The organism is Acinetobacter sp. neg1 (assembly GCF_000788125.1).
GTDB lineage: Bacteria > Pseudomonadota > Gammaproteobacteria > Pseudomonadales > Moraxellaceae > Acinetobacter > Acinetobacter vivianii.
The window spans coordinates 46,136-59,080 of record NZ_JSZD01000012.1 but is presented as its reverse complement, the minus strand read 5'-3'; the positions used below and the strand labels follow the sequence as shown (position 1 = coordinate 59,080).

The window sequence follows — 12,945 nt, the reverse complement described above, 5'->3', positions numbered from 1 at the left end:
GATGTTGTATGGCTGAGTTTTCCATTATTGAGCGCTACTTTAAGCGTACATCCAATGCAGATGTAAGTTTAGGCATCGGTGATGACTCAGCCATTGTCACCCCCCCTCCTTCACAACAATTGGTGATCTGTGCAGATACACTGGTTGCTGGTCGACATTTCCCCCTAGATACGGCTCCCCATGCTATTGGCTGGAAAAGTGTCGCTGTCAATTTATCTGATCTGGCTGCAATGGGTGCAAAACCCCACAGTATTTTACTGGCACTGAGCTTACCGACTGTTGATCACGACTGGCTGGCTGGATTTAGTCAGGGGCTTTTCGATTGCTGCGATCAATTTGGTGTCAGCCTGATCGGTGGCGATACCACTCAAAGTAGTCAACTCACCATCAGTGTGACAGCCTTAGGCTGGATTGAACAAGGCCAAGCCATCACACGTGCAGGCGCTCAGGTTGGTGACTATATTTGTATGAGTGGGCAAGTTGGAGATGCAGCCTTTGGATTGCAGCATCTTGGTCATGCCCTGCAACGACGTCTGGACTACCCAACGCCACGCTGTCAACTTGGCCAACAGCTGAAAGGTCTGGCATCCAGCATGATTGATGTGTCGGATGGCTTGGCTCAGGATCTGGGTCATATTCTGAAAGCATCCAATGTCGGTGCAAAATTACAGCTTGATCAACTTCCGTTAGATCCATCACTAAAACAACTCGATCTGCAACAGGCTTGGCATTATGCACTTGCAGGCGGTGATGATTACGAATTATGCTTTACAATATCACCGCAAAACTTTAAGGAACTGTCGCGACAACAATTAGATGTTCCGATTACAATAATTGGCGAAATTACCCAACAAACTGGATTGTTATTTGAGTATATGGGCGAAGCATGCCCGTTACATGTTCATGGATACCAACACTTTGCATAAACCTCCCATTCACTTTAACCAAATGTCTTGGTTTGACCGTTTCATCGTTTTTTGCGGTGTCGGTTTCGGTTCTGGTTTAGCACCTAAAGCACCGGGTACATTTGGTTCGGCCTTTGCACTCCTGTTTACGCCACTATGGGTATATCTCGGTCTGTCTGCCAGCATCGCTGTGGTCATTTTAATGTCATTGATTGGCATTTATATCTGTGGCCATACAGCAAAAGTGATCAATGTCCACGACGATGGACGTATTGTGTGGGACGAGTTTGCAGGACAATCCATTACCCTGCTCCCTTTGCTTTATTTGCAACACGTGAACTGGTTATGGGTCATTGTTGGATTCGTATTATTCCGTATATTTGATGTCTGGAAACCATTCCCGATCAGCTGGGCAGATCAGAAAGTTTCTGGCGGCTTCGGAATCATGCTCGACGATATCATTGCGGGACTTTGGGCAGCACTCTGTATTCTTATTATTCATTTTTATATTTTGACTTAAGCCATAAATTAGAGTTAGTTATGTCAACAACTGTTATTATTCTTGCAGCAGGGAAAGGAACGCGAATGCGTTCACAACTACCAAAAGTATTACAACCATTGGCAGGTCGTCCACTGCTGGGTCATGTGATCCAGACGGCAAAAAAACTGAATGCGCAAAATATTATTACCATTTATGGGCATGGCGGTGAGTTGGTTAAACAAAGCTTTGCTGCCGAGCAAATTGAATGGGTCGAGCAGGCTGAACAGTTAGGCACAGGTCATGCGGTTCAAATGACTTTACCGGTACTACCGCAAGATGGAATTTCCTTAATTCTCTATGGTGATGTGCCACTCGTTCGTCAGAGCACGCTTGAACAATTGTTAGAAGCTTCGAGTCAATCTGGTATCGGCATGATCACCCTGAATGTTGAAAATCCAACAGGTTATGGTCGTATCGTTCGTCAAGCTGGCAAAATTCAGGCCATTGTTGAACATAAAGATGCCAATGAAGAACAGCGCCAGATTCAGGAAATTAATACAGGTATTTACTGCGTCAGCAATGCCAAACTGCATCAATGGTTACCAAAGCTCTCTAATAATAATGTTCAGGGTGAATATTACCTGACGGATATTGTGGCAATGGCAGTTGAAGATGGCTTAGAGATTGCGTCTATTCAGCCTGAGCTAGAATTCGAGGTTGAAGGCGTCAATGACCGTCTGCAACTAGCGACCTTAGAGCGTCAATTCCAGCAACAGCAAGCCAAAGAATTGATGCAACAAGGTGTTCATCTGATTGACCCAAATCGTTTTGATTTGCGCGGCAGTCTCAAGTGCGGTCAAGATGTACAAATTGATGTCAATGTCATCATTGAAGGTGACTGCGAACTTGGCGATAACGTCCACCTCGGCGCTGGCTGTATTTTAAAGAATACCCGTATTGCAGCAGGTACCAAGGTTCAGGCCTATAGTATTTTTGAAAATGCGGTAGTTGGAGAAAATACCCAGATTGGGCCATTCGCGCGTTTACGCCCAGGTGCTAATCTTGCCAATGACGTGCATATCGGCAACTTTGTTGAAGTAAAGAATTCAAATATTGGTCTTGGTTCTAAAGCCAACCACTTCACTTATCTAGGTGATGCGGATATCGGTGCAGGCTGTAACATTGGCGCAGGCACGATTACCTGTAACTATGATGGCGCCAACAAACACCGTACCATTATTGAAGACAATGTATTTATTGGAACCAATAACTCATTAGTTGCACCAATCAAAATCGGTCAGGGTGCGACCACAGGTGCGGGATCTACCTTAACACGAGATGTGGCTGAGCGTAGTTTGGCTGTGGAACGAGCAAAGCAGTTTGAAAAAGCGGATTATCAACGTCCCCAAAAACTGAAAAAATAAGAGGATAAAATTATGTGTGGTATTGTTGGTGGCGTTGCTGAACGTTGTGTAACCGAGATTCTGATCGAAGGTCTAAAACGTCTGGAATATCGTGGCTATGACTCTGCAGGTTTAGCCTTGCTCAATAAACAGCAAATCCTGCGTGAACGTCGCGTGGGTAAAGTGGCTAATCTAGCTGAAGCCGTAGCAGAACAGCAGTTAACAGGTAATGTGGGTATTGCACACACACGCTGGGCAACACACGGTAAACCGACTGAAAACAATGCGCATCCACACGTTTCTGGCAATGTAGCCGTTGTACATAACGGTATTATTGAGAACTACCAAGAACTTAAAGATGAATTACAAGCTTTAGGTTATGTCTTCACCTCTCAAACAGATACAGAAGTTGTTGCGCATCTCGTTAATGAAGCACTAAAACAAACTGATAGTCTGCTGGAAGCGGTACAAAAGATTACACCTCGCCTAAAAGGGGCTTATGCACTCGGTATTGTACATACAGCACATCCAGATGAGCTGATTACCGTGCGTGAAGGCTCTCCACTGGTCATTGGTGTGGGGATTGGTGAGAACTTTATCAGTTCAGACCAGTTGGCTTTGTTGCCTGTGACCAATCGCTTTGTTTATTTAGAAGAAGGCGATATTGCACGCTTAACCCGTAATAGCATTGAAGTTTTTGCAAATGGTGAAGCGGTTGAACGCCCAGTCAAAGAATTAGATGCAACGGTTAGTAATGCTTCTAAAGGCGAATATAAGCACTTCATGCTCAAAGAAATTTATGAGCAACCTGAAGCGATTCAGCAAACTATTTCTCAAGCATTGAATGGCAATAGTTTACGCGAAGATTTCTTAAATCATGCCGATGCAGATTTCAGTAAAATCCAGCAAATTCAAATCATTGCCTGTGGTACCAGCTACCATGCGGGTATGATTGCCAAATACTGGTTCGAACAATTGATTGGCGTGCCTTGTCAGGTTGAAATCGCAAGTGAATTCCGCTATCGCACACCTGTCATCGTTGCCAATACGTTATATATCTGTATTTCTCAATCAGGTGAAACCGCAGATACCTTAGCTGCATTACGTGAAACTCAAAAACGTGCCAAAGCTAACAACATTGACATCACGACAATGACGATTTGTAACGTCGCAACGTCATCAATGGTGCGTGAAACAGATCACCATTTACTGACGCTGGCTGGCCCTGAAATTGGTGTGGCATCAACCAAAGCCTTTACCACTCAGCTTGCGGCATTGATGTTGTTAATCCTGAAAATTGGTCAGGTGAAACAACGCCTTTCTGATGCGCAACTAAATGAAATCACTACTGCTTTATGGCACTGCCCGAAAGTCATTTTAGATACCTTGCAAGGTGATACTGAAATTCTTCGCTTGTCTGCGCTGTTCGTGGAAAAGAATCACTGCTTGTTCTTGGGCCGTGGAACACACTTCCCAATCGCACTTGAAGGCGCATTGAAATTGAAAGAAATTTCATATATTCATGCTGAAGGTTATGCCGCAGGTGAATTGAAGCATGGCCCTCTTGCTTTAGTTGACAACGAAATGCCTGTGGTTATCTTGGCACCGTATGATGAAATGCTCGATAAACTCAAATCGAACATGGAAGAAGTACAGGCACGTGGTGGTGAATTATTTGTTTTCGCGGATGAGAACAGTGGTATTCATGGTAAAGACCGCCAACACGTTGTACATATCCCAGCCGTTAATGAATGGTTAGCGCCAATCGTTTACAGCGTACCAGTACAATTATTGTCTTACCATGTTGCTGTTTTACGTGGAACTGATGTCGATCAGCCACGTAACCTTGCCAAGAGTGTAACTGTAGAATAATAAAATTATTAACTCTACACAGTTAATAATCAAAAATAGCCCAGACATATTGAATAAAAAGTATGCTGGGCTTTTTTATAAATGAATCACAGAATAGCGTAATCAAGTTAAGATAAAGATCATCAAATAATCCAAAGTAAATCATTAATAAGATTCAAATTTTGAATTTCATAAAACGTAGAATATACCAATTAATTCAGCGATCGATAACACGCTAAAACAATCTTTGCCAAAAGATGAACAGGGCTAAAATCCAATCTATGTGTGCTCTCAGTATCTCTAGTGAGAACAATATAGGGAAGAATAAAATCTATCCCTCTCATAAATCATCTTTGCCTTAGATATTTTTTATTACATTCGTCAACATTAAAACTTCAAATTTTCCAGATATTGATAGTCAGAATTTTTGCACTTCGTTATAAATACTTTAATAGATAAGCTAAAGCTTTAAATTGATTTAATTAAATAAAATCAGTTAATTAGAAAACTCTAAAAGCATATTTAGCTCAACCCGTACTTATGAAAATCTAACACTGACAAAGCCTACGAATAGGAAATGGAGAACCTTATGGCTTTTTTAAACACAAATCGATAGGGAAATAAATTTTATTTCCTCTTAGATGCACTATAGATAGGGATGGTCTTGATACAAAAAATTAAGCCACAAAAGTAACCGGCTTTTTAGCCCAGTCGTGCCTAATTTTCTGAACAGCTCTTCACTCATCGTGAACAGCCCAACCTCTGTACTATCTATTTTAGCGAATCTAAATCTATAGTTATTTAAAAAATAACGATTTTCCTTTTAATATCAGGATTAAAATATGAAACTTGATTACGCTGAATCTTTAAGAAAATTCTCTGAAACTTTCAATCTTTCCAAGGAAGAAACATCTAAAGGGAATGATCAGATCCCAGGTGGTTTTAGTCGTAGGACGTTTGCCTATGGCCCGCATGCAATTTTCGCTGAGCGAGGTGAAGGCCAATATGTTTATACAATTGAAGGTAAAAAACTACTCGATCTTAATAATAACTTTTCGACCAATGTCACTGGTCACAATCACCCTGAAATTCTCAAAGCTATTCAGGAAGTCCTGAAAAAGGGATTCTCATTTGGTAATCCTGTAAATTACGAGTTAGAGCTCGCCCAACTCCTATGCCAACGAATTGATTCTATTGAAAAGGTTAAATTCTTCTGTTCCGCTAGCGAGGCATGTTTGAGTGCGATCCGGATTGCCCGAGGATACACAGGAAAAAATAAAATAGCCAAATTCGAAGGAGGTTATCATGGATTCTGTGACGATTTAGCAATTTCTGCACATCCAACACCCGCTAGTTTTCCAGGCCCAGACTTCCATCCAAAGCCATTACCAGATTCAGCAGGGATCCCAACCTACAAAAGCGATAATGTCATTGTATTAGTACAAAATGATTATCAAGCATGCGAAAGTATTCTTCGTAATCATGCAGATGATGTAGCTTGTGTCATTATGGAATTGCAGTCAGGCGCAGGAGGTGTCGTTGAGCTTGATAAGGAATTTGTTGCTCGTATTCGAAAGCTTACTCAGGAGCTTGGCATCCTTTTAATCATTGATGAAACCATGACCTTACGTGCAGCTAAAGGAGGACTACAGAGTATCTATCAAGTCCATCCAGATCTTACTGTAATGGGTAAAATGATTGGAGGTGGGCTTCCTATTGGTGCTGTAGGTGGTCGTCGCGAAATCTTCCGTGTTCTAGAAGAAAATCAAGTGCTTATTTCAGGCACACATCATGGACACCCACTTTCATGTGCAGCCGGTAGCGCTTGTTTACGAGTCATGAATGATGAAGCTTACGAGTATTTGAATCGTATGGCAAAAAGAATCAAGGATGAACTCAATCACTGGGCGAAAGCATCTAATTATCCTTTTATTGTTTATGGTGCATTTTCAATGCTAGGGTATGCATTTACCAAAGAAATTGGCCAAGAAATCAAAACTCATCGTGACTATTGGCATAAAATTGATGAAGATTCTATGAATACTTATGCATTGGAAATGGCAACGCAAGGCTACTTTCCTGTGCATCGTGGACAAATTGGTCTTACATTACCCATGACCGATGAAGATATCAGTGGATATATCGAAACCACTAAAGCAATTATCCAAAAAATGCATGAATAAAGCCAAGTTATAAAATAATAGACATCCATTATTATCTTATTTGATAAAATAATGGATGTTGTTATTTATAGCCCAAATCATCTCGAAAGCTCTAATGTTGTTGAGGGTAATTCTCCAAATAATCCTTTATAATCTTGTGCAAATTGAGAAAAATGCCAAAACCCCCAATATGAGGCAACCTGACTAACCGTCGTTTTTTCTTCATTGGCTAATAGCATTTTTCTTGCACAATTTAGCTTCCAGTATTTTAGAAATAAAGATGGGCTACACCCTATAATAATTTCAAAATAATTTTGCAAGGTTCTTCTAGATGTATTGGTAACCTTACAAAAGTCTTCAACTGTAATTGGCAGATCGCTATTACTTTGTAAATAATATAGAATTTCTTTAATAACCCGTTCTGCTTTATTCTTAGCTTTCTTATGTTCGAGCTTGTCATTCCTAATGGAATTTATATATTCACAACCAATATCAGTAAAATCTGAAATAATATCTTTTTTAGCTACCTCATTTAAAACAATATTTTCAAATGCGTTAAATAAACACCTAATTTTATTATAAATTTTATTATTTAGTTCAGTATTTCTGCTTAAACTCATCATGTCTTCTAATTGTTCAATATCATCACCGACCAATGATTGCAGTGGTATTTGCAACGCATAGAACTTTGATTCTTCAGGTGTTTTTATCAAAATCTCTTGATTGGGCCTAATACTAATAATATCTGAATTTTCTACTGTATGTCCTAGACAAATCGCTGGAGATTGAAAATTTCTAAATATACCTATACATAAAACCCCTTGCTGACAGCATCCTTCTTGAAATACTGCAGTTGATAGCTTTTCCTCATAAATTTCTATATCACCAAGCCAGATCTTACTTAGATTACCAATGAACTTTCCAGAAGATACTTGGTGATAAGAAAACTCCCAATCTTCTATCAATTTTGTATGATAATAAGGATCTATATGACCATTATGAGATACATATCCAAATTCCAAATTTTCTTTCATTGCAATTTCCTTTTTTGCAAATAGTCCTTGATAGCAAAAAAATACCGCCCCAATGAAATAAACTCTTATTCTCTACCTTGCCCTGTTCCTTTCATCCAAAAGAAATTTTTAAATTTATATAAAAAAGAGATGAAATTATAAAAATCATATATTTGCACAAGAAATAGAAATGTTTTATCTAATATTAATTTTATATAATTAAAGCTTTCATCTCTTGGTTAAAATTTAACACATGCACAAAATTCGTTCAAAATCTATATTTCATCATTATTGTATAATTTAAGTTTCTTTTGTCTAATTAATAAAAAATAATTGTCCTAAATCTTTGTATTTAAAATACTTTCTATATAAGAAATAAATTGTATTGCTATAAATTTCTTATAATTTACAGCAACACGATTTTCAAATAAATAACTACAGCACGCCCTTAATTATTTTTATTTTTCAAATGTTAAGAATAAAACAGAACAGATTTACGCAATATAGCGTGTGGTTTTATGATTCAGCAGAATAATCGAATTTAAAATAATGACACCCATAATTGAAACCAGAATCAACTTCCAGTCTACAAACAGCAATGACGTGAGCAAGATTGCCATATCAATGCCCAACTGCACTTTACCTGCCGGGATATCGAAGCGTTCCTGTAAATACAATGCAAGCAAATTGATCCCGCCTAGACTTGAACGATGTCTAAATAAAATCAGGAAACTGACGCCCATCAAGACATTGGCAAAAATGGCTGCATAAATTGGATTAACATCAGAAAGATGAAAAAAATGGGGAATGATTGCAGAAAAACCTGCCAGTAAAGCAACCGCAATAAAGGTTTTAACTACCAAGGCCATCCCCATTTTTTTATAGGCAAAATAATAAAATGGAATATTGATGAAGAAAAATAAAACACCAAATTTAATGTCGGTAATATAGTGGAGGAGTAAAGACAGACCTGCTGTTCCTCCCGTCATAATGCCCGCTTGTTGCAATAAGGTCATGGCAAAAGAAAGGATAAATGTACCCGTCAACAGCGCCAATGCATCTTCAACTTTGGAATGTTGGTCAATTATAGGCACGACTGGACTGACCAGAGATACATTTTGCTCGGTATTCATAAGGGTAAAACTCAATCACAGAACAGCAGAAGGGAGAGATGCCTTCCAAATAAAAGGCGGCATATTTGATCATTTTTATTGAAAATACGCAATTTATTCTTATATTTTCGCCATAAATGCAATTTATATTCAAAATAAGCCATTTAATATAAACAGCTCATTTTCAGTCAGTCATGGCTTTCTGATCCATCTTTCATTAGAAATCAGCTATTTTTATTTAATTGCGATTCCATTTTCTTTGAGCTTTTCCAAAACAATCGAGGTATTCAGGTTGCTGACACCAAAGGTCTGGGAAGACAGGATGCCGATCAACTTGACCATTTCATCAAGATTTTTAACCGCAACTTTCAAGGCAAAATCATAGCTCCCCGTCAGTTTATGAATATCCTTAACCGCTGGCTCATTGAGAAGGAACTCAACGAAACGATCATGCGTGGCATCATGATAATTCTGTAATTTCACTTCAATAATGCCCATGATCGGCGCTGGATCAGCACTCAGCGCAATTTGTGCATAATAGCCAGTGATGATCTTTTTCTGTTCGAGGTTCACTCGACGGCGTGAACATTGGGAAGTCGACAAACCCACCAATTCAGCGAGTTCCTGATTGGCCAAACGTCCATTCATTTGTAAATGATGGATAATTTTCTGATCAAAATCATCAAGTTCGACTGTCATAAAACGCTCAATTTTGCCTTAAGTCATGGTTTGACTGATACGGATTCATCAGTTTTCAAAGTTTAACGCCTTTCGCTCAGGCAGCTCAAGCTTATGGCAAAATTGCACTCGACTGAATGCGTTGAATACCCTCTGCCTGCATACTTTGCCATGCACTTTGCAATGAGCCATTTAAATCAATTGCTTTGCACGCATCTTCGATAACATAGGTTTTAAATCCCATTTGTGCCGCATCCAAGGCAGTCCATGCCACACAAAAATCTGTGGCTATCCCCACGATATAAACCGTATCAATTTGATGTTCTATTAAATAGCCCTTCAAACCTGTCGGTGTTTTGCGATCTGCTTCCATAAAAGCAGAATAACTATCGATATCGGGATGAAAACCCTTACGGATAATCAATTGGGCTGTCGGAATATCAAGAGCTGGATGAAATTCGGCATCCTGTGTCCCCTGCACGCAGTGCTTAGGCCACAATACTTGGGTTCCATAAGATAGCTCAATGGTTTCAAAAGGCGCTTTATTTTCATGATTATCGGCAAAGGAAATATGCTGCTCTGGATGCCAGTCTTGGGTAAGCACCACCATTTCAAACTGGCGGGCCAGTTGATTAATGACTGGAATAATCTGATCAGCGTCAGTGACTGCCAAGTTTCCACCTGGGGTAAACCCGTTTTGTACATCTACAACAATGAGTGCGCTGTGTTTCGCAAGTGTATACATATTGTGTTTCATTCTGGATTGCTCGCTCCTTTCTAACATACGCTGCTCTTTATCGTCTGGCTACTTCGACCTGAACTTTTCTTAACATGAAAATTATTCAGGTAAAAGTTGAATTAAAGTTTTCGGCTGTTTGACTAAAGCATATTGTTCTTATGCCGCTGATCAGTCATAATTTGCATAATTGTCATTCAATCGAATTCATTATTGGACGACGAATCAAAATACTGCAACCATCCAATATTTCGTTTCAACTAATTCAATCTCGGATGGGAAAATAGGATAGTTTTTTAAAATGACTCAGCTAGCACAGAATATTCAAGGCTCAATTGTCGCACTCGTCACCCCTATGTTTGAAGATGGTCGCGTAGATTGGAAGAGCCTGGAGAAGCTCGTTGAGTGGCACATCCAACAAGGTACACATAGTATTGTTGCTGTTGGCACAACGGGCGAAGCCTCAACATTAAGCATGGAAGAACATACACAAGTCATCAAAGAAGTGATCCGTGTAGCCAATAAACGCATCCCGATTATTGCGGGTACAGGTGCAAATTCAACACGCGAAGCAATTGAGCTGACCAAAGCAGCAAAAGAACTCGGTGCAGATGCAGCCCTGCTCGTTACGCCATATTATAATAAACCAACACAAGAAGGCTTATATCAACACTACAAGGCGATTGCTGAAGCAGTTGATATTCCACAAATTCTTTATAATGTTCCAGGTCGTACTGGTGTAGACATGCAAAACGAAACCGTCATTCGTCTTGCTGAAATTAAAAACATTGTTGGGATTAAAGATGCAACAGGCGATGTACCACGTGGTCAAGCCCTCATCGAAGGTTTAAAAGGTAAAATCGCCGTATATTCTGGTGATGATGAAACTGCCTGGGAACTGATCTTGCGTGGTGCGAAAGGTAATATTTCGGTTACTGCCAATGTTGCACCAAAACAAATGAGCGAAGTTTGTGAAGCTGCATTAGCGGGCGATCAAGCAAAGGCTCAAAGTCTGAATCAGCAAATTGCAAATCTACACAATATTTTGTTTTGCGAATCAAACCCAATTCCTGTGAAATGGGCGTTGCATGAGATGGGATATATCAGTACAGGTTTACGCCTGCCATTAACCGCTCTAGCAGAACAATATCGTGAACCTCTCCGCACAGATTTAAAAACTGCGGGAATTATTTAATACGAGCAATTTATGATGCAATTACGTCTTGGTGTTGTCCTAGTCATTTCAGCTTTAAGTTTGGCTGGTTGTGGTCGTTTTGCCCTCAATAATCATTCTTTAGATTATAAAAAAGCGCAAGCGCTTGAACCACTCAAGTTCCCTGAGAATGCAACGGTAAGACCATTTACGCCATTGTATCCAGCACCAACGGTTGACCCGCTTGCGATTCAACATGCACCAACATTTGAGAACAAGACGGGCAAACGTTATGCGTTACCTCGCCCAGAGGCAGCGCAAACTGCAACCACGACAACTGAAGCAACAGCAACCAGCTTAGGTCGTCCACAACTGGTGATGGATGGGAATAAGAACCCATTACTTAAAGTGGATGGCCCGACTGCAACTGCTTGGCAATATGCTTTTGCGACCGTCAGCAGCCTCAACTATAAAGTCATCTCTCAGGCAGATCATGGCTATGAAGCGACTATTAAAGTGGGTGAGCAAAACTACCTACTGAAGCTTACCGCTGTTGGCTCAAGCAATACCATTGCACTGTTTAAACTTGATACAACCTTTGCAGACCCTGCGGTTGCAACGGAAGTATTAGCCCAGATTTACCAAAACTGGCCAGCCTAGTCGTTTACTAGGCATTTTTTTCAAAAGGTTCCCTCATGTTAAAACAAACCTTGCTCTATACTGGTAAAGCAAAATCTGTATATGAAACAGATAACGCTGATCACCTGATTTTAGTCTTTCGCGATGATGCCTCGGCATTCAATGGCGAAAAAATCGAGCAACTCGATCGTAAGGGCAAGGTCAACAACCGTTTTAACGCCTTCATCATGGATAAACTGGCTGAAGCAGGCATCGAAACCCATTTTGAAAAATTGCTTTCTCCAACTGAAGTTCTCGTAAAAAAACTTCAGATGATTCCTGTTGAATGTGTCATTCGTAACTATGCTGCTGGTTCACTTTGCCGTCGTTTAGGCGTTGAAGAAGGCAAAGAGTTAACACCGCCAACATTTGAATTATTCTTTAAAGATGATGCTCTTGGCGATCCAATGGTGAATGAATCTCAAGCGATTGCTTTAGGTTGGGCGACTGCTGAACAGCTTGAAAAAATGAAAGAACTCACTTACCAAGTAAATGATGTGCTTAAAGCATTATTCGACGCTGGTAATATGATTCTGGTAGATTTCAAACTTGAATTTGGTGTATTCCATGACCGTATCGTACTGGGTGATGAGTTCTCTCCAGACGGTTGCCGTTTATGGGACAAAGACACCAAGAAAAAACTTGATAAAGACCGTTTCCGCCAAGGTTTAGGTGGTGTGGTTGAAGCCTATGAAGAAGTTGCGGCACGTTTAGGCATTAACCTAGACGACATCTAAGCTGAGCTTAGATCGCATAAAAAAACCGAGCTAAAT

At 40.0% G+C, this 12,945-nt stretch carries 12 protein-coding genes; 8 read left to right on the top strand and 4 right to left on the bottom strand.

Annotation, left to right across the window (positions count from 1 at the left end; all coding sequences use genetic code 11):
- Positions 1 to 8 precede the first annotated feature (8 nt).
- The 5 genes from thiL to PJ15_RS08700 all read left to right on the top strand — a co-directional run bounded on the left by thiL (position 9) and on the right by PJ15_RS08700 (position 6,823).
- Positions 9 to 926 (top strand): thiamine-phosphate kinase, encoded by a 918-nt coding sequence (thiL, locus tag PJ15_RS08720; RefSeq protein ID WP_047429894.1) that lies wholly within the window; start codon positions 9 to 11, stop codon positions 924 to 926.
- Positions 904 to 1,425 carry a phosphatidylglycerophosphatase A gene (locus tag PJ15_RS08715; protein WP_047429891.1) on the top strand — a complete coding sequence of 174 codons (522 nt, stop codon included), beginning with the start codon at positions 904 to 906 and terminating at the stop codon, positions 1,423 to 1,425. The genes thiL and PJ15_RS08715 overlap by 23 nt, the downstream gene beginning before the upstream one ends.
- Positions 1,426 to 1,445: 20 nt before the next feature.
- Positions 1,446 to 2,810, top strand: a complete 1,365-nt coding sequence (gene glmU, locus PJ15_RS08710; RefSeq protein ID WP_047429888.1) for a bifunctional UDP-N-acetylglucosamine diphosphorylase/glucosamine-1-phosphate N-acetyltransferase GlmU — start codon at positions 1,446 to 1,448, stop codon at positions 2,808 to 2,810.
- Between the two features lie 12 nt (positions 2,811 to 2,822).
- Positions 2,823 to 4,661, top strand: a complete 1,839-nt coding sequence (glmS, locus tag PJ15_RS08705; protein WP_047429884.1) for a glutamine--fructose-6-phosphate transaminase (isomerizing) — start codon at positions 2,823 to 2,825, stop codon at positions 4,659 to 4,661.
- Positions 4,662 to 5,482: 821 nt separating this feature from the next.
- Entirely contained in the window at positions 5,483 to 6,823 is a 1,341-nt protein-coding gene (locus tag PJ15_RS08700) for an aspartate aminotransferase family protein (protein WP_047429881.1), read from the top strand.
- 77 nt (positions 6,824 to 6,900) lie between these two features.
- Here the strand turns inward: PJ15_RS08700 and PJ15_RS18215 are convergent, their stop codons facing one another.
- The 4 genes from PJ15_RS18215 to pncA all read right to left on the bottom strand — a co-directional run bounded on the left by PJ15_RS18215 (position 6,901) and on the right by pncA (position 10,350).
- Positions 6,901 to 7,836, bottom strand: a complete 936-nt coding sequence (locus PJ15_RS18215; protein WP_052138582.1) for a helix-turn-helix domain-containing protein — start codon at positions 7,834 to 7,836, stop codon at positions 6,901 to 6,903.
- Positions 7,837 to 8,309: 473 nt separating this feature from the next.
- Entirely contained in the window at positions 8,310 to 8,948 is a 639-nt protein-coding gene (locus PJ15_RS08690) for a YitT family protein (protein WP_047429879.1), read from the bottom strand.
- Positions 8,949 to 9,161: 213 nt separating this feature from the next.
- On the bottom strand, positions 9,162 to 9,626 hold the full coding sequence (locus PJ15_RS08685; protein ID WP_004776369.1) for an Lrp/AsnC family transcriptional regulator: 465 nt from the start codon (positions 9,624 to 9,626) through the stop codon (positions 9,162 to 9,164).
- 91 nt (positions 9,627 to 9,717) lie between these two features.
- The gene (gene pncA / locus PJ15_RS08680; RefSeq protein ID WP_047429876.1) at positions 9,718 to 10,350 is read right to left on the bottom strand and encodes a bifunctional nicotinamidase/pyrazinamidase; all 633 of its coding nucleotides are present in this window, start codon (positions 10,348 to 10,350) and stop codon (positions 9,718 to 9,720) included.
- Between the two features lie 292 nt (positions 10,351 to 10,642).
- Here pncA and dapA point away from each other — a divergent pair, with 292 nt between their 5' ends.
- Genes dapA through purC form a run of 3 tightly spaced genes read left to right on the top strand, consistent with a single transcriptional unit; the run spans position 10,643 to position 12,909 of the window.
- Positions 10,643 to 11,536, top strand: coding sequence for a 4-hydroxy-tetrahydrodipicolinate synthase (gene dapA, locus PJ15_RS08675; RefSeq protein WP_005260271.1), 894 nt, complete (start codon positions 10,643 to 10,645; stop codon positions 11,534 to 11,536).
- A 15-nt stretch (positions 11,537 to 11,551) separates the two neighbouring features.
- The gene (locus PJ15_RS08670) at positions 11,552 to 12,154 is read left to right on the top strand and encodes a hypothetical protein (RefSeq protein WP_004776374.1); all 603 of its coding nucleotides are present in this window, start codon (positions 11,552 to 11,554) and stop codon (positions 12,152 to 12,154) included.
- Between the two features lie 35 nt (positions 12,155 to 12,189).
- A complete protein-coding gene (purC, locus tag PJ15_RS08665; protein ID WP_005260273.1) occupies positions 12,190 to 12,909 on the top strand; it encodes a phosphoribosylaminoimidazolesuccinocarboxamide synthase in 720 nt (239 codons plus the stop codon).
- The last annotated feature ends 36 nt before the right edge of the window (positions 12,910 to 12,945 follow it).